The sequence below is a fragment of the Ferribacterium limneticum genome (genome assembly GCF_020510585.1).
GTDB lineage: Bacteria > Pseudomonadota > Gammaproteobacteria > Burkholderiales > Rhodocyclaceae > Azonexus.
Genome location: NZ_CP075190.1, coordinates 3,787,319 through 3,805,641 on the forward strand (window position 1 = coordinate 3,787,319; position 18,323 = coordinate 3,805,641).

14 protein-coding genes are annotated in these 18,323 nt (G+C 61.0%); 6 read left to right on the forward strand and 8 right to left on the reverse strand.

Annotation, left to right across the window (positions count from 1 at the left end; all coding sequences use genetic code 11):
• Positions 1-113 precede the first annotated feature (113 nt).
• Both KI613_RS18120 and KI613_RS18125 read left to right on the forward strand, forming a co-directional pair.
• Entirely contained in the window at positions 114-5,291 is a 5,178-nt protein-coding gene (locus KI613_RS18120) for a PAS domain S-box protein (RefSeq protein WP_226402034.1), read from the forward strand.
• Positions 5,284-6,324, forward strand: coding sequence for a response regulator (locus tag KI613_RS18125; protein ID WP_226402036.1), 1,041 nt, complete (start codon positions 5,284-5,286; stop codon positions 6,322-6,324). The genes KI613_RS18120 and KI613_RS18125 overlap by 8 nt, the downstream gene beginning before the upstream one ends.
• 47 nt (positions 6,325-6,371) lie before the next feature.
• On the opposite strand, the gene KI613_RS18130 is transcribed toward KI613_RS18125, so the two are convergent.
• Positions 6,372-6,629, reverse strand: coding sequence for a hypothetical protein (locus KI613_RS18130; RefSeq protein ID WP_226402038.1), 258 nt, complete (start codon positions 6,627-6,629; stop codon positions 6,372-6,374).
• A gap of 513 nt (positions 6,630-7,142) precedes the next feature.
• On the opposite strand from KI613_RS18130, the gene KI613_RS18135 reads away from it, so the two are divergent.
• Positions 7,143-8,177 carry a PEP-CTERM sorting domain-containing protein gene (locus KI613_RS18135; protein WP_226402040.1) on the forward strand — a complete coding sequence of 345 codons (1,035 nt, stop codon included), beginning with the start codon at positions 7,143-7,145 and terminating at the stop codon, positions 8,175-8,177.
• Between the two features lie 71 nt (positions 8,178-8,248).
• Positions 8,249-8,788, forward strand: coding sequence for a hypothetical protein (locus KI613_RS18140; RefSeq protein WP_226402042.1), 540 nt, complete (start codon positions 8,249-8,251; stop codon positions 8,786-8,788).
• Positions 8,789-8,966: 178 nt separating this feature from the next.
• Here the strand turns inward: KI613_RS18140 and rpe are convergent, their stop codons facing one another.
• From rpe to KI613_RS18170, 6 genes are all read right to left on the reverse strand, one after another.
• Positions 8,967-9,677 (reverse strand): ribulose-phosphate 3-epimerase, encoded by a 711-nt coding sequence (gene rpe / locus KI613_RS18145; protein ID WP_226402044.1) that lies wholly within the window; start codon positions 9,675-9,677, stop codon positions 8,967-8,969.
• Between the two features lie 76 nt (positions 9,678-9,753).
• Positions 9,754-10,791: a class II fructose-bisphosphate aldolase gene (fba, locus tag KI613_RS18150; RefSeq protein WP_226402046.1), complete on the reverse strand. Its 1,038-nt coding sequence runs from the start codon at positions 10,789-10,791 to the stop codon at positions 9,754-9,756.
• Between the two features lie 11 nt (positions 10,792-10,802).
• Complete coding sequence (gene gap / locus KI613_RS18155; protein WP_226402048.1) at positions 10,803-11,810, reverse strand: type I glyceraldehyde-3-phosphate dehydrogenase; 1,008 nt, start codon at positions 11,808-11,810, stop codon at positions 10,803-10,805.
• Positions 11,811-11,930: 120 nt separating this feature from the next.
• A complete protein-coding gene (tkt, locus tag KI613_RS18160; RefSeq protein ID WP_226402050.1) occupies positions 11,931-13,976 on the reverse strand; it encodes a transketolase in 2,046 nt (681 codons plus the stop codon).
• A 108-nt stretch (positions 13,977-14,084) separates the two neighbouring features.
• Positions 14,085-14,957 (reverse strand): phosphoribulokinase, encoded by an 873-nt coding sequence (locus KI613_RS18165; RefSeq protein WP_226402052.1) that lies wholly within the window; start codon positions 14,955-14,957, stop codon positions 14,085-14,087.
• A 23-nt stretch (positions 14,958-14,980) separates the two neighbouring features.
• Positions 14,981-16,054, reverse strand: coding sequence for a class 1 fructose-bisphosphatase (locus KI613_RS18170; protein WP_226402054.1), 1,074 nt, complete (start codon positions 16,052-16,054; stop codon positions 14,981-14,983).
• A gap of 146 nt (positions 16,055-16,200) precedes the next feature.
• Between KI613_RS18170 and KI613_RS18175 the strand changes: the two genes are divergently transcribed.
• Entirely contained in the window at positions 16,201-16,965 is a 765-nt protein-coding gene (locus tag KI613_RS18175; protein ID WP_226402056.1) for an HAD family hydrolase, read from the forward strand.
• 99 nt (positions 16,966-17,064) lie between these two features.
• The gene (locus tag KI613_RS18180) at positions 17,065-17,430 is read left to right on the forward strand and encodes a hypothetical protein (protein ID WP_226402058.1); all 366 of its coding nucleotides are present in this window, start codon (positions 17,065-17,067) and stop codon (positions 17,428-17,430) included.
• A 162-nt stretch (positions 17,431-17,592) separates the two neighbouring features.
• Here the strand turns inward: KI613_RS18180 and KI613_RS18185 are convergent, their stop codons facing one another.
• Entirely contained in the window at positions 17,593-18,231 is a 639-nt protein-coding gene (locus KI613_RS18185; RefSeq protein WP_226402060.1) for a hypothetical protein, read from the reverse strand.
• Positions 18,232-18,323: the final 92 nt, after the last annotated feature.

The window sequence follows — 18,323 nt, forward strand, 5'->3', positions numbered from 1 at the left end:
AAACATTTTGAATACGGGGCATCGCGCGGCCTTACCCGGCAGTTCCGGTTTGGCGTATTTCTTTCATTTGGTTGCTAACATGCTCGAATCAAGGTTTTTCCACAGGCTGACCAATGAACACTACGGCTAGAGACAGATTCATCCTGGTCGCCACGGCGGCTTACGCAGGCCTCGCTAGTGCCTGGATTTTTCTCTCTGACCAACTGCTCTCGTTATTTGCCGACATCGAGTCTATCGTTTGGCTCTCCACCGCCAAGGGCATTCTGTTTGTCATTGTCACCGCGACCTTTTTTTTCTTCGCCCTGCGCGCCGTACCTGCAGTGCGGGCAATTGGCTCCGAGTCGCTGCTGGAGACTTTCGCCACCGGCGTAACACCAGGACGGCGGCCGCGCTGGCTGACCTATGCGTTTGCAATTGTAGTCACGCTGGCCATGCTGGTCCTGCGTAACAACTTGGCGGACGCCCTCGGCGATCGGCCAATGATGATCCTGTTCATGCTTCCGATCATCCTCAGCGCGCTGCTTGGCGGTCTGGGCCCAGGTTTGCTGGCGACCGCCCTGGCCGCGCTAAGTGTCAACTACCAGGCAATCCCGCCGATCGGAAGCTTCGCCATCGAGAGCAAGCAGTATCTGTTTCAATGGTGCTTTCTGATCGTCAACGGCGTTGCCATCAGCCTGCTCAGCGAAGCCTTGCGCCGTTCACTGGCGACCGGCGAGGTGGATCGTCGCCTGTTGGCCGCGGTGGTTTCCGGGACCTCGGATGCAGTTTTCGTCAAGGATTTGCAGGGGCGATACCAATTGGTCAATGCTGCGGCAGCGGAATTCGTCGGCCGGACGATCGAGGAAATCATCGGCCGCGACGATCACTTCCTTTTCCCGGAAAGCTCAGCCCGCTCAGTAATTGAAACTGATCAGGCCATCCTCGCTGCTGGCCACACGCAAACGCATGAGGAATGCGTGACAACACACGAAGGCCGGAATCTCGTCTTTCTGGAAACAAAAGGGCCGGTATTTGACAGCTCGGGAAAAATCGTCGGCCTGTTCGGGATTTCAAAGGATGTCACGGCACGTGCGCAGGCCGAAACAACGCTGCAGCAAAGCGAGTCGGCGCTCAGGGAAGCGCAGCACCTGGCCAAGATAGGCACCTGGAGCTGGGATCTGCGAACGGGTGCCCACTGGTGGTCGGATGAAATTTATCTGATCTACGGCCGCGATCGCAGCTTGCCACCGGTAATCTACCCCGAGGTCGAGATGTACTTTACCCCGGACAGCTGGGCTCTGCTTTCGGCCTGCGTCGAGAAAGGCCTGGCCGAGGGAGATTCGTACGAATGCGATGCTGAAGTCGTCCGTCCGGACGGCAGTCACCGCTGGATCACCGCCCGCGGCAAGGCCCTGCGCGATGCCGATGGCAAAATCATCAACTTGCACGGTACGGTCCAAGACATTACCGAGCGCAAGCTGACCGAGGAATTGCTGCGCCTCAGCGAGCAGCGTTTCCGAACCTTGTTTCAACACGCCCCGATGCCTATGGCGCTGGTCGATGCCGAAGGCACCGTGCTCGATCTCAACGAGCACTTTAGCCAACTTTTCGGCTATACCATCGCCGACGTTCCGACGCTGGATGCCTGGTGGCAACTGGCTTACCCGGATCCCGCCTATGCGGCCTGGGTTCGTTCAAACTGGGGCGCGGCGCTCGACCACGCCCGCAATGAAGGCACCGATATTCCGGCCGCCGAATATGAAATCAGAAGCAAGAGTGGCGAAATTCGCTCAGTCGTCATTTCCGGAATCGTCAGCGAGGGCGGATTTCTCGCCTCATTCTTTGACATCACCGAGCGCAAGGCCGCTGAATCCCAACGCTATCTCTTTAGCGAGGCCGTGCGTCAGTCGGCGCAACCGCTATTGATTGCCGATGCCGATACCTGCATCAATTACATCAACCCGGCCTTCACCCAGGTGTTCGGTTATCAGCTGGACGACCTTTTCGGCCAGCCGGTCAGTTGCCTAGTACCGCCAACAGAAGCCGAGAAACGGGAACACGCCGAGGCCATTGAGAAGATTGGACTCACCGGAACATGGACAGCCGAAGTCGAACGTCTGACCAAGGATGGTCGACGCATTCCCTTCATCGTCAATGTCGGGGCAATCATCGTTGGCCAGGGCAAGCTATCGGGCTTTGTCGCCAGCTATCTCGATCTGCGCCCGCTACGGGAAAAGGATTTGATGCTGCGCAAGCTCTCGCTCGCCGTCGAGCAGAGTCCCGAGAGCATCATCATTACCAATCTCGATGCCGAAATCGAGTATGTGAACGATGCCTTCGTAAAAAGGACCGGCTACAGCCGCGACGAGGCGCTCGGTCAAAAACCGAGTCTGCTGCGCTCCGGCGACACGCCACCCGAGGTTTATGCCGATCTTTGGCAGACGCTCAGACGTGGCGCCGATTGGCGAGGAGAACTCCGCAACCGGCGCAAGGACGGTAGCGAATACATCGAATTTTCGATCATTGCGCCGATTCGCCAGATTGATGGCTCGATCACCCACTACGTCGCGGTGCAACAGGATGTTACCGAGTTCAAACATAATGCCGAGGAGCTGCAGCTCCACCGCCAGCATCTCGAGGAACTGGTCGAGGCCAGGACCCGGGAAGTGCGCTACCAGACGCAATCCTTGCAGGCGATGATCGACACCATTCCGCACATGGCCTGGCTCAAGGATGCCGAGGGGAATTTCATGGCGGTGAACGAGGCCTACGCCCAGGTGGCCGGCATGAGCAGGGCGCTGTTGCTGGGCAAATCCGATTTTGACGTATGGCCCCGGGCTGCCGCGGAGCGCTATCGCGCCGAGGATCTGGAAGTGATCACCAGCCGTAGCCAGAAAACCATCGAAGGCGCTCTCCCGAATCACCCGGATACCTGCTACGAGACCTTCCGGGCCCCGATTCTCGATGCCGACATGACCGTCATCGGTACCGTCGGATTCTCGCGGGATATCAAGCTCCAGCGCCAGATGGAGGCCGAACTGGCCCATCGGGCCGATGAAGCAGAGGCCGCCACGCAAGCCAAGAGCTCTTTCCTGGCCAACATGAGCCACGAGATTCGCACGCCGATGAACGCCATCATCGGCATGGCCGACCTCTGCCTCGAAACCGCCTTGAATGACCGTCAGCGGAACTATCTGGCCAAGATAAAGACGGCTTCGGATGCCCTGCTCCACATCATTGACGACATTCTCGACTTCTCGAAGATCGAGGTCGGCATGCTGCAGATGGAAAACGTTCCTTTTGTCCTGGAAACCGTTTTCGACCAGCTTTCCGCAGTCACCGCGCTGCGTGCCGAGAATCAGGGCATTGAGCTCAGTTACCACATCGACAATGACTCGCACCTGCTGGGTGGCGATTCGCTACGGCTGGGGCAGGTCCTGACCAATCTGGTGACCAATGCACTGAAGTTTTCCGTGGGCGGCAACGTCGTGGTCACGGTTGAAACAACATTCCCGGAGACAGACTGGGCCGAACTGCACTTTGCCGTTCGCGATGAAGGCATTGGCATGTCGCCGGAACAAGTTGAAAAGCTTTTCCAGCCGTTTACCCAGGCCGATGTCTCGACCACGCGCCGCTATGGCGGCACGGGGCTGGGCCTGGCTATTTCGCGCCACCTCGTGGAAAGGATGGGAGGGCGAATATGGGTTGTCAGCGCCCCCGGCCAAGGCAGCACTTTCCATTTCACGGCGAAATTTGCCAACCGGGGGCTCGACCGACGTTCCGGGGTCGCCGCCTTGGCACAAAGGCTGGCCAAATTTGCCGACCGCCCGGTGATGGTGGTCGACGACAGTCCGATTGCCCGGCAACTCCTCGAGCACATCATCGGAAGACTTGGCCTGAAAGTGCGGGCGGTCGATTGCGCCGAGGCCGCGCTGGCCCTGGCGGCGGACGACAGCGCCCGCTATCTGGCCTGCCTGGTGGACTGGCGGATGCCCGGAGTGGACGGGATAGAGACCATTCGCCGCTTGCGTGTCGCGCTCTCATCAGGGAATTCAGTTCCGCCGCCGATGATTCTGGTGACCGCCTACAGTCATCAGGAAGAATTGCACGAGATCAGCCATGAAATCGACAGCCTGCTCGCCAAGCCGGTCAGCGCTCGCCATGTTTATGTCGAACTGGCGCGTTGCTTGGGCATAGCCGCCCAGCAGGCGCCCACACCTGACCGCCGCAAGGCGGCGGACCGGCAATGGTCGAGATTTCGCCATCTCGACATTTTGCTGGTCGAGGACATCGAGGTGAATCAGGCGGTCATCTGCGCCTTGCTGGCCGATGTCGGCATTACCGTGCGCCTTGCCTCGAACGGTGTCGAAGCGCTCGACGCGGTGTCGCGCAAAGTGCCGGACCTGATCCTGATGGACTGCCAGATGCCGGTGATGGATGGCTTTACTGCTACCCGGAAACTTCGTGAAAATCCGGACTGGCAGAAAATTCAGGTGATTGCCCTGACCGCCAATGCGATGGTTGAGGACAAGGAGGCCTGCCGGGCTGCAGGCATGAATTCACACGTACCCAAACCGGTCCGCATGGATGTTCTCTACGAACAGATGGCGCAGTGTTTCCCGGACCTTCCTGCCGCCGAAACAGATGAAATGAATCACCAAAGCGTTCCTTCGGCGGAAAACTCCCTGCCGGCATTTCCAGGTATCAACGTCGCGATCGGACTGGCCCATGTCGGCGGCCGACTCCCCTTGCTGCTCCGGGTCCTCAAGCAGTTCCGCGATACGCAGGGACAGGGTTTCGGGCCGCAGTTCACCGCCGCGCAAGCGGCCGCCGACTGGCTGACGGCCACGCGACTGGCCCACTCACTGAAAGGCGTGGCGCATACCGTCGGCGCCACCGACCTTGGTGAATCGGCCGAAGCCCTGGAACGGGTGGCAGCGGTCCACGACGCTGCCAAATGCGATGCGCATTTACCCCGGCTTCTTGAGCTATTGCATCGGGTGACAAGCGGGCTGGCCGAAGTTGATCATCTGATTGACGCCGGCAATGGTTTATCAGAAGCTTCAGCGGTCGATAGCGAAAGAACCAAAACCTTGCTGGCCAGACTCGCGGAAATGCTGAAACTGCACGATACGGCGGCTGACGACCTGGCTGAAAAGATTTCGCCCTACTTTGCCAATTCGGCCAATCGCATCGCCTGGGATGCCGTCCGCCAGGCCATCGACCGCTATGACTACCCGTTGGCCGATAGCCGGCTGGCGAGCCTGAAAGAATTATTGTCCGTGCCAGTGCAAGACAACCGAGATGAATGAAGCGATAGAGCGAAACCCGATGGGCACCATACTGGTCGTCGATGACATTCCGGAAAACATTTCGACACTGGCCGGCATGCTGCGCGACAACTATCGCGTGCTTTTTGCCACGAGCGGGGCCGATGCGCTGGAGATTGTTCGCCGACAGCAGTTCGACCTGATCCTGCTCGATGTCATGATGCCCGGAATGGATGGCTATGAAGTCTGTCGGCGGCTCAAGGCGGACATCGTCACGCGGGAGATTCCGGTCATTTTCGTGACCGCGCTGACCGAAGTCCAGGACGAAACCAGGGGGCTGGAACTGGGCGCCGTCGATTTTCTGCACAAGCCCTGCCATGCCGCGATTGTCCGTCTGCGCGTCCAGCTCCATATTGAACGCCATAACCGCAGCCATAGTCTGGAGCGACTGGTTCAGGAGCGCACCCGGGAATTGGACGAGACGCGTATCGAGATCGTCCGCCGACTGGGCCGGGCAGCCGAATACCGGGATAACGAGACCGGCATGCACGTCATTCGCATGAGCAAATCATCGCGACTGCTGGCGCGGGCGGCCGGCGTTGCCGAGCGCCAGGCCAACCTGTTGCTCAATGCAGCGCCGATGCACGATATCGGAAAAATCGGCATTCCCGACCGCGTCCTCATCAAGCCCGGCCCGCTTGACCCGGAAGAGTGGGCTTTGATGAAAACACACCCGCTGATTGGCGCCGAGATCATCGGCGACCATCCATCCGAACTCCTGCAAATGGCCCGGACCGTCGCCCTGACCCACCATGAAAAATGGGATGGCAGCGGCTATCCGCACGGGCTTGCCGGCGATGGAATTCCGCTGGAGGGGCGCATCGTGACGATCGCCGATGTATTTGACGCACTGACCAGTGAGCGGCCCTATAAACACGCCTGGAGCACGGCCGAGGCCGTTGATTTCATGCGAGCCCAATCCGGAACCATGTTTGATCCGGCTTTGCTCAACCTGTTCCTGGACTTGATTCCGCAAGTCGAGGACATCCGCCGGCGCTACGCCGATACCCCATAGAGGATTCCGGGAGCGTCAGTCACGAGCTGACGGTGGCAACTCCCGCGTCAGGCCACATGGGTCCGATGCGTACCTTCCCGGTTAACCTCATCGCCCGGCTTCAGCATCAAGGCCACCAGCGCAGCGGTCAGACCGGTCAGCGCCCAGAACATGAAGAAACCGAGCGAGTAGACCACCATCGGGCTCCAGTCCACTGGCTCGCCGAACAGATACAACAGTTTCGGGTCAATGAAGGTAAAGAAAAATGTTTCGCCGGCAACTGCGGTAAAGAAGGAAAGAAACAGCAGGTTGATCCATTTCGGCATGGTGGGTCTCCGTGAATATTCGAAGGAGTGCAGCGCTGACAGGACCGGGGAAAGGAAATGCTCTCGGCGTTCTTTAGACTGCGAATCGCCACAAAGTTCGGGAGAAAATGCGGCTTTCTCGCGCTGGCTACACCTGAGGCGATTTCATTTTTGGCCGTTTTTTCGGGTTGACCGTAGCAATCGGCACACGTCCTGCAACTCGCTGGACAAGGCGCCGAAGATTGACGGTGCTTGAGACCACGCCGGAATCTTGGAATGTCGGAAAATCTTACACTTCGCGTCAGATGATTTCTGCCCACTGCCCCTGGTGGCCAGCAATTGACACGGCGCAGCATGCCAATGGCAAGCAAAGCACTTGATTCGAAATATCTATTTTAAATATCCGCGATAGCAATGACTGGACACCGGAGACAAGGCGCGAATCATGCTTTATGCATCAGCGATTCAATCTCGCCATCCCCAGCAGGACTAACCATCCCCGTCCTGCTTGCCAGCTCAAAGGAAATTCTCCCCATGTTTTACCCCACCGAAAAACCGAATCGAATCGCCCGTCTGGTGCGCCTTGCCGTCAGCAGCGGTTTCATCGCCGGCAGCCTGGCCTTCGCCACGGCCGCCCAGGCTGGCATCACCTTCGAGTTCGACTACGGCGTCGACAACGGTAGCGGCTTCTGGGATGCGACCGAAGGCGCCACTCGACGCGCCGCCATGGATACGGCCTCCAGCGCCTTCTCCAGCATGTTCGGCAGCCACTTCAGCAACACGGCAACCATCCTGCTTTCGGCCACCGCCACCAACGATGCCAACAGCAGCAACCTGGCCTCGGCCGGCAGCTCGCTGTTCTCGACCGGCACGGCCGGCTTCACCCTCAATGACGTCGTTCGCGTCAAGGCGCTGGGCGGCGCCGACCTGAACGGTGCGGCGGCCGATGGTTCGGTCGATGTAAACTTCGGCCAGCCTTGGCACTACGACTTGAACAGCCAGGCGCCGAATACCAAGTACGACTTTTACAGCACCATCTACCACGAATTCACCCACGCCCTCGGCTTCTCGTCGACCATTGCCCAGGACGGCTCGCCGCTCGACACCAAGCAGTGGGGAACCTTCGACCAATTCCTGGTAGACAAGAACGGCAACCGCGTAGTCGATGCCAACACCTTCGAACTGAACCAGGGCGTCTGGGATGCGGCCAGCGTCGGCAGCACCGGTACCGCGCTGGCGGCCGATCACGTCGCCGGCATGTATTTCGATGGCAGCTTTGCCAAGGCGGCCAACGGCGGCAATGCGGTTGAGCTGTACAGCCCGGCCATCTGGAATGGCGGCAGCAGCATTTCCCACACCGATGACGACAGCGCCAACCTTTACGGCACGATGATGACCGCCATGGGTCCGACCGGCCCCTGGCCGCGCGACTACAGCGCCATCGAAGTCGGCATGATGCGCGACCTTGGTTACACGGTGGTCGCGGTGCCGGAGCCTGAAACCTATGCCATGCTGCTGGCCGGCCTCGGCCTGATTGGCTTTATCGCACGGCGCCGCCGCGCGGCCTGATACGCTACGCTCCACTATGCGGGGATCGCGGCAACGCGATCCCCTTTTTTCATTCCTCCAGGAGCAAAAGCATGCCAATCCGACTGAAACCTCTGGTCACCAGCCTGCTGCTAGGAATGTCCTGCCTGACCGGGAGCAATTCGATGGCAATGGAAAGCACCACCACCGCTGGCCTGCCGCAGACCTACCGGCTCGAAGAGGTCAGCGTTCGCCTGACGCGCCAGCCGGGCAGGCCGAACTTTCCGTTACAGCGCATCAGCCTGACCGGCAAGGGAAGCGCGACGCTGGAACGGGATGGCCAGAGCCAGCCCTTCCATTACACTGCGCAAGATCTGCTAGGCGTCCTCAACGAACTCTACCGAATCCGCTTCTTCGACCTGGCCAAGAACTACAGCACCCGCCATTCGGTGTCGCTCAAGGATGACGGCACGGTCATCACCGGCCACTTGCGCCTGCAGGATGCCTCGAGCACCACAGTCTGTTTCGCCGTCGCAGCCTATGAAAAGTGTGTCACCTACACGACGGAAGGCCCTTACGAGCTGGAAAAACTGACGCAGCGCGTCTTCGCTCAAGCCGAGCAGTTGGCAGGCAAAACACTGCCGCAAAAATAACGGCCAAATTGTCAGCCTGGTTGATTCGCTGCGCCGAGGGTTGGCCATGAAAGCGCTGAACAAATCGGTTTGAAGGACAAGGCGAAAATCGGAGAGCACATTTTCTGCTGCAATTTAAATCGGGGTCTGTCGCGAGTGCTCTCGATTTTTTGCCATTTTTCCCGGTTGACCGTAGCAATCACGCCGGGCGCGCCCCTAGCAAGGCCATCCGCAGGTCGCTGATGATCGATTCGTAGCGATGCGGATCGCCGTCCTTTCCAGCGCCGTAGACGGCTGAACCGGCGACGAAGGCGTCGACGCCGGCGCGGGCTATTTCGGCGATGTTGGCGGTGTTGACGCCACCGTCGATTTCGAGGCGGATGCGCCGGCCGGTTTCCTGTTCATAAGCATCGAGTTTGGCCCGCGCCAGTTTCGCCTTGGCCAGCGTGCCGGGGATGAATTTCTGGCCGCCGAAGCCGGGGTTGACGCTCATGAGCAGGATGACGTCGATCTTGTCGAGGACGTAATCCATGTAATCCAGCGGCGTGCCCGGGTTGAAGACCAGGCCGCTTTGACAGCCGGCATCGCGGATCAGCGACAGGCTGCGGTCGACGTGGTCGGAGGCTTCCGGGTGGAAGGTGATGATGTTGGCGCCGGCCTTGGCGAAGTCGGGGATGATGCGGTCGACGGGTTTGACCATCAAATGCACGTCGATTGGCGCCGTGGTACATGGCCTGATGGCCTGGCAAACCAGCGGGCCGATGGTCAGGTTGGGGACGTAATGGTTGTCCATCACGTCGAAGTGAATCCAGTCGGCGCCGGAGGCGATGACGTTGCTGACCTCTTCACCGAGCTTGGCGAAATTGGCGGAGAGGATGCTTGGGGCGATGACGAAATCTGGCTGGCGCATGGTGCCTCCGAAAAAAAGGCGGCCCCGGACTGCGGGGCCGCAAACGCAAGGTACAGCAGAGTGATGCTCGGTTTGGTCAGCGGTAGGCGGCAGCCATTTTTTCCAGTGACACGGGTTTGATGCGGCTGGCCTGACCGGCGCAGCCAAAGGCGTCGAAACGCAATTTGCAGATGTCGCGCGCCGCCGCGACGGCGGCTTTGAAGAAGGCGCGCGGATCGAATTCCTCCGGCTTTTCGGCCATCGCCTTGCGCATCGCGCCGGTCATGGCGAGACGGATATCGGTGTCGATATTGACCTTGCGCACGCCGTGGCGGATGCCTTCGACGATCTCTTCTACCGGCACGCCGTAGGTTTCCTTCATCGCACCGCCGTACTGGCGGATCACCGCCAGCCATTCCTGCGGCACGCTGGACGAACCGTGCATGACCAGATGGGTGTTCGGGATGCGGGCGTGGATGGCCTTGATGCGGTCGATGGCGAGTATTTCACCGGTCGGCGGCCGGGTGAATTTGTAGGCGCCGTGGCTGGTGCCGATAGCGATGGCCAGTGCGTCGACGCTGGTCTTGGTGACAAAGTCGGCGGCCTCTTCCGGATCGGTCAGCATTTGCGAATGATCGAGCTTGCCGGCCGCACCGATGCCGTCTTCCTCACCGGCCTCGCCGGTTTCCAGCGAGCCGAGGCAGCCGAGTTCGCCTTCGACCGAGACGCCGATGGCGTGGGCCATCTCGACCACTTTACGAGTCACCAGAACGTTGTAGGCGTAGTTGGCCGGCGTCTTGCCGTCGGGGCCCAGCGAACCATCCATCATCACGCTGGAGAAGCCGCTGCGCATCGACTGCTGGCAGACGGCCGGCGAGGTGCCGTGGTCCTGATGCAGGCAGACGGGGATGTCCGGGTACTGCTCGATGGCGGCTTCGACAAGCTTGCGCAGGAAGGGCTCGCCGGCGTATTTGCGCGCGCCCGCCGAGGCCTGCAGGATGACCGGGGAATCGCAGGCTTCGGCGGCCTGCATGATGGCCTGGATCTGCTCCATGTTATTGACGTTGAAGGCGGGTAGACCGTAGCTGTGCTCGGCCGCGTGGTCGAGTAACTGACGCAGGGAAATCAGGGCCATGGCGTGTCCTTTCAGTGCGAAATGTGGCGCACAAGGCGCAGCAGGTTGCAGGTGTAGCCGTACTCGTTGTCGTACCAGGCAACGACCTTGACGAAAGTCGGGTCGAGCGCAATGCCGGCGCCGGCATCGAAGATCGAGGGCAGACGGCAGCCGCGGAAGTCTGTGGAGACGACGCTGTCGCTGGTATAGCCGAGCACGCCCTTGAGCGGGCCGGATTCCGCGGCGGCCTTCATGGCGGCGCAGATTTCGTCGTAGCTGGCGGGACATTCCAGCTCGACGGTCAGGTCGACCACCGAGACATCGGAGGTCGGCACCCGGAAGGCCATGCCGGTCAGCTTCTTGTTGAGCGCTGGGATGACCTTGCCGACGGCCTTGGCGGCGCCGGTCGAGGACGGGATAATGTTCTCAAGAATGCCGCGCCCGCCGCGCCAGTCCTTGCCTGATGGGCCGTCGACGGTCTTTTGCGTGGCGGTGGCGGCATGCACCGTGCTCATCAGGCCGCGCTTGATGCCGAAGTTGTCGTTGAGCACCTTGGCCACCGGGGCCAGGCCGTTGGTCGTGCAGGAAGCGGCCGAAACGATGTCCTCGCCGGCGTAGGTATGGTGATTGACGCCATAGACGAACATCGGCGTGGCATCCTTGGCCGGTGCCGACTGGACGACCTTGCGGGCGCCGGCCTGAAGGTGCCGGGCACAGCCTTCGTGGTTGAGAAAATGGCCGGTCGCCTCGATGACGACATCGGCTTTGACCTCGCCCCAGTTCAGTTGCTCGGGATGGCGCTCGGCGCTCAGGCGGATGCGACGGCCGTCGACCAGCAGGTCGTTGCCGTCTACCGCCACGTCGCCGTCGAAATTGCCATGCACCGAATCGTACTTGAGCATGTAGGCGAGGTAGTCCGGTTCGAGCAGGTCGTTGATGGCGACCACCTCGATGTCGACGAACTCCGCCTCCTTGGCGATGGCCCGGAAGGCCATGCGCCCGATCCGGCCGAAGCCGTTGATTGCCACCCGTATTGGCATGGTGTTGTCTCCTGATGATTAAGAATTCTTGAGCGAGCCGGCCCCTTACGCCCGCAGCAACGGGCGTTCGGGACGGCTTGAATTGAGGGTGGCCGGGCTAGGCTGGCGTCGGATCAGGCATCAGAAATCACCATCGCTGCCCCCGGCGCTGACGATGGTGCGCAGCACCGTCTGCGCCAGGTTGTCGGCGGTCAGGCCGTAGTGGTCGTAGAGCACCGGGGCCGGGGCCGAGGCGCCGAATTCGTCTATGCCGAGCACGTCGCCGTCGAGGCCGACGTATTTGTGCCAGAAGTCGGTCTGCCCGGCTTCGATGGCGACGCGGCAGACTTCGGGCGGCAGCACGAGCTTTTTCCAGGTTGCCGACTGGCGGTCGAAGCGCCGCGTGCAGGGCATCGAGACAACGCGCACGGCGACCCCGCCAGCTTTCAGGATGGCTTGCGCCTGCATGGCGATGGCAACTTCCGAGCCGGTGGCGATGATCACCGCTTGCAACTGGCCGTCGGCTTCGGAGAGCACGTAACCACCACGGCTGGCACCTTCCGCCCGGCTCGCCGCGCCGCCGTATTGCGGCAGGTTTTGACGCGACAAAAAGAGGGCGGAAGGTCCGTCTTGGCGCTCGAGCGCTTCGGCCCAGGCGATGGCTGTTTCCAGCTCGTCGCAGGGGCGCCACAGGTCGAGGCCGGGAATGATGCGCAGGCTGCTGGCGTGTTCGACCGGCTGGTGGGTCGGGCCGTCCTCGCCGAGGCCGATGGAATCGTGGGTCAGCACGTGGACGACGCGCTGCTTCATGAGCGCGCTCATCCGGATGGCGTTGCGGGCGTAGTCGGAGAACACGGCGAAGGTGCCGCCGTAGGGAATCAGCCCGCCGTGCAGGGCAACGCCGTTCATGATCGCCGTCATGCCGAATTCACGGACGCCGTAGGAAATGTAGTTGGCCTGCCGCTCGCCGGCCTCGTGCAAGGCAACGCTGCCCTTGCCGGCCGTCAGGTTGGAGCCGGTCAGGTCGGCCGATCCGCCGAGCAGTTCGGGCACGCGGTCGACCAGCAGGTCGAGGCAGTTCTGCGACGACTTGCGGGTGGCGATGGCGCCTTCCTTGCGGCCAGCCATGGCGAGCAGTTCGCTTTTAATTTCGGGCCATTTTTCCGGTAGACCGTGGGATTGGGTGCGCTCGAACTCTGCAGCCAATTCCGGATATTTTGTGCGATAGCTGGCGAACTTGTTGTGCCAGTCAGCTTCGGCAGAGGCGCCAATGGCCCGCGCATTCCACGCGGCGCGCAGGCTGTCCGGCACGTCGAATGGCCCATGCGGCCAGTTGAGCGCGGCGCGGGTGGCGGCCGTTTCGTCGGCACCGAGCGGCGCGCCATGCACGTCGTGCGACCCAGCCTTGTTCGGCGAGCCCCAACCGATCTGGGTGCGGCAGACGATCAGCGTCGGTTGACCGGTGACTGCTTTGGCCTCGGCGATGGCCGCGTTGAGCGCCGCCGAGTCATGGCCGTCAATCGGCCCGACGACATGCCAGCCGTAGGCGCGGAAGCGGGCCGGGGTGTCGTCGCGGAACCAGCCTTTGACATGGCCGTCGATGGAAATCCCGTTGTCGTCGTAGAAGCAGGTCAGCTTGTCGAGGCCCCAGACGCCGGCCAGCGAGCAGGCTTCGTGGCTGATGCCTTCCATCAGGCAGCCGTCGCCGACGAAGACCCAGGTGCGGTGATCGACGATATCCAGCCCCGGCCGGTTGTAGCGTTGGGCCAGCAGCTTTTCGGCCAGTGCCATGCCGACGGCGTTGGTCAGGCCCTGGCCGAGCGGACCGGTGGTCGTCTCGACGCCGGGCGTGTGGCCGACTTCCGGGTGGCCGGCGGTACGGCTGCCGAACTGGCGGAAGTTCTTGAGGTCGTCGATGTCGAGGTCGTAGCCGGTCAGGTGGAGCAGCGCGTAGAGCAGCATCGAGCCGTGGCCGTTCGACAGCACGAAACGGTCGCGGTCGGCCCACTGCGGGTTGGCGGGATTGTGCTTGAGATGGTCGCGCCACAGGACTTCGGCGATGTCGGCCATGCCCATCGGTGCGCCGGGGTGGCCGGATTTGGCCTGATTGACGGCGTCGATGGCGAGGAAGCGGACGGCGTTGGCCAGTTCGCGGCGGAAGGTGGTTTCGGTCTGGTTGCGATCCATGTTTGTCTCCGTTTTTTATATTCGGTTAGCTGCTCGTCGTCCCCGCGCAGGCGGGGATCCAGTTCCTTGCATTTCTGGGTTCCCGCTTCGCTCGGGAACGACGAATTTCTAGGCGCGACGCTTGTGGTCCATCAACCGCAAAACCATCGGCGTGAAAATCATCTGCATGGCCAGGCCCATCTTGCCGCCGGGGACGACCAGCGTGTTCGGGCGGGTCATCATGGCGCCGTGCAGGATGTTGATGAGGTACTGGAAATCAATGCCCTTCGGGTTGGCAAAGCGGATCACCACCATGCTTTCGTCGGCCGTCGGGATGTCGCGGGCGATGAAGGGGTTGGAGGTATCGACGATCGGCACGCGCTGGAAATTGACGTGCGTGCGCGAGAACTGCGGGCAGAGGTGGCTGACGTAATCCGGCATGCGGCGCAGGATGGTGTCGGTCACCGCCTCCTGCGAATAGCCGCGCATTTTCTGGTCGCGGTGCAGCTTCTGGATCCATTCTAGGTTGATGGTCGGCACGACGCCGACGCACAGATCAACCTGCTTGGCGATGTCGATCTTGTCATCGGCGTAGGCGCCATGCAGGCCTTCGTAGAACATCAGGTCGGTGACCGCGGTGATTTCCTGCCACGGCGTGAAGGTGCCCGGCTTCTGGCCGAAAGGCTCGGCCTCGCCGGCATCGTGCAAGTATTTGCGGAACTTGCCGGTACCGCTCTGGCCGTAGGCGAGGAACAGGTCTTGCAGCTCTTCAAGCAAATTGGCTTCCGGGCCAAAGTGGCTGAAGTTGCGATTACCGGCCTCCTCCTGCGCCTTCATTTCGGCGCGCATGGTGAGACGGTCGTAGCGATGGAACGAATCGCCCTCGACAATCTGCGCATTGAGGCATTCGCGACGGAAGATGTGCTGGAAGCTCTGCATCACCGTGCTGGTGCCGGCGCCGGAGGAGCCGGTGATGGCGATAATGGGGTGTTTGACGGACATGTTTCTCTCCCTTTGCTTTGAATTCAGGCGTGCGATTCGTCGCGGAACAGCGAGCGTTCCGAAAACAACGGCGAAACAAACGGCCGATCAGCCCCGGTGTCGTATTCGTGGTGATAGCGCTCCAGCCGCTCGACCTCGTTCTTCGAGCCGAGAATGACCGGCACGCGCTGGTGAAGGCTGTCCGGCGCCACGTCGAGGATGCGCTGGCGGCCGGTGCTCGCCGCGCCGCCGGCCTGCTCGATGAGCATGGCCATCGGATTGGCTTCGTAGAGCAGGCGCAGGCGCCCGGGCTTGGACGGGTCCTTGCTGTCCTTCGGGTACATGAAAATGCCACCGCGGATCAGGATGCGATGCACTTCGGCGACCATCGAGGCGATCCAGCGGGTATTGAAATCCTCACCCCGGACGCCCGTTTTGCCGGCCTTGCACTCGCTGACGTAGCGGTGCACCGGCGGCTCCCAGAAACGTTCGTTGGAGGTATTGATGGCGAATTCGCGGGTGTCTTCCGGGACGCGGATGTTGGCGTGGGTCAGCAGGAAGTTGCCGCTTTCGCGGTCCAGCGTGAAACCGTGCGTGCCGTTGCCGAGCGTCAGCACCATCATCGTCGATGGGCCGTAGATGGCGTAGCCGGCGGCGACCTGTTCACTACCTTGGCGCAGGTAGTCGCCAAGCTGGGCATCGCCGGCGGTCGACCGGGCAAAAATGGAGAAAATGGTGCCGACCGAGACATTGACGTCGCTGTTCGACGAGCCATCAAGCGGGTCGAAAACCAGCAGGTAGCGGCCACGCGGGTATTCGGCCGGGATCGGGTAGGGATCGTCCATTTCCTCGGAGGCCATGCCGGCCAGTTGACCGCCCCACTCGCAGTGACGCAGGATGGCTTCGTTGGTCAGCACATCGAGCTTCTTCTGCACTTCGCCCTGGATATTGGTACTGTCCAGTGCGCCGTGATGTCCGGCCAGCGCCCCCTTGGCGACCATCGCCGAGATGGTCTTGACGGCGGCGGCGACGTCGATGAGTAGCGCGCCGAGTTCGCCGTGGCTGGCGCGGGTGTTTTCAATAACAAATTTCGAGAGGGTCGTACGGCCGAATTGCATGGTGTCTCCAATCATTCTTGTGTTACCGCATTGGCAACAAAGATAAGTGACTTCTTAATTAAGTAACAGTCAGAGTTTCTTATCGCCTTGGTAAGTTATTGCTTATTTACAAAACACTTACCGGCCACTTCAGAAATCCTGACTGGATGCCCGAATCGACCCCGGCTATCGTGCAGCGCATGCCCACACTCCACGCCCTGATCTTCGACGTCGACGGCACGCTGGCCGACACCGAGCGCGACGGCCACCGCCCGGCCTTCAACCACGCCTTCGCCGATCTCGGGCTGGACTGGCATTGGGATGAAACGCTGTACGGCCAACTGCTTGCCATCACCGGCGGCAAGGAACGCATCCGCCACTACGCCGAACACTACGCCCCCGACATCGCCGCCCGGCCCGAATTCGACGGGCTGGTCCGCGACCTGCACGCCGCCAAGACGCGCCACTACCTGCGCCTCGTCGAATCGGCCAGCCTGCCGCTCCGCCCTGGCGTCGCGGCGCTCATCCAGCACGCCCGGCAGCGCGGCCTGCGCCTCGCCATCGCCACCACGACCACCCCGGAAAACGTCACCGCCCTGCTCCACGCCACGCTCGGGCCGGATGCGCCGGGCTGGTTCGAGGTCATCGGCGCCGGCGACGTCGTGCCCAACAAGAAGCCCGCCCCCGACATCTACCGCTGGGTGCTCGACCGCCTCGCCCTGCCGGCGGCAAACTGCCTGGCCATCGAAGACTCCGCCAACGGCCTGCGAGCCGCCCGCGCCGCCGGCCTGCGCTGCCTCGTCACGCCCAACGACTACACCGCCAGCGAAGACTTCAGCGGCGCCTGGCAGGTGCTGGCGGACCTGCGGGAGGTCGACCTCGACGCCATCGCCGCCCCGACAATTTCAAATTTGGCCAATATTTCCGGTTGACCGTAGCACCGGCCAAAACCCGCCCCGCCACGAAAAACTCAAGTTCGCCCCCACATCGGCCGTAATGGTTGATACACCAAGCAACCCGGGAGCGAGACCATGAGCGAAAAAGAAACCAAAGACAGCCAGGAACAACCCGCCAAGGCGCCATCATTTGAAAAGCTGACGGTCATCCTCGTCGGCGTAGCGCTCGTCCTGACGCTGGTCAACACCGTCCTGATCGCCATGAATCCCACCGCCAAAAAGGTCGAGCAATTCAACGAAGACCTCAAGACCGAGCTGGCCGACAGCGTGGCCACGCTACACAAGAAGATCGACGGACTGCGCCTGGCCGAACTCGAATGGCAGTCCGTGCTCAAAAAGGCTCAGGCCCATCCCGACGCCATCTACAAGGTCGTCAACACAAAGGACGGCTACCTGACGCTGACGGAGATCGAAAAAACCGAAGGCTCGGCCGCCCAGTAAGTCGCCCGGCGGGAAACCCGGCGTTGGCCGCTGGGGAGCAGATTTCAAATTTGGCTGTTTTTTGCGGTTGACCGTGGAAGTCTGTCCGCTGGGCGTAACGCGCTAGTAGCCCGACATCTTTTCGGAAGTCCTAAAACCTAGGTCTGTCCGTTATTGCCGCGCTTAGATTGCTGCGGCAAAGATGAGCCCGACCACCAGAAATGCAAGACAGGAAATAGCTTGCCCCGCAGCCAAGTAACCCTGCCAGTTCAGGTTGCCTATAAGAATAAGGTAACCAACTTGCGGGTTGCCTGCGTGCTTTTTCAACTGACGCTTCGCTTGCCATGAGGCCCACCAAGGCAGCGGCTTGTAGAACTCTGAGAGAACGCGATCAATGCGTATGCCAGTCTGGAGATCAATGCCCCAGAACTTTGCGCCTTGCTGAATTTTCTCTTCTTCTTTCTCGTAATTCGCAAGGTGTTCGACGAAAGTTTTTCGGACGGCTTCGCCCGTCTCCTTTCCGATTTGAGCACGAAGCCCGATTGCTTTTGAGACAAGGCCGAGCAAGCACGAAATGCAAAGCAGCGCTCCAGACCAAGCAAATCCCCTCGTTCCAAGTAGAGGTACAAGCTTGTCCGAGTTGGTTATCAAAAACGAGGCTACAGCGGCCGTTCCAACCAAGAGCCAAGTCGAAAACTTCTCAATTGGCTCGGATGCTTTGGTCGCCGCCTCGAACATTGACGAGACGATGGCGTTCTCCGTGTTCTCTCTGGCGAGCCGATTCCACTCAAGTAGGGGCTCTGTTCTTGGATCCTGAGTCATAGGCATCTAATGAGGAAGCGAGTGACAACCTGCTGGGTTAAATTTAGAAAAGAGAAAACAGGGCAGACCACGCTTTCTGCCTACGGAAGTTC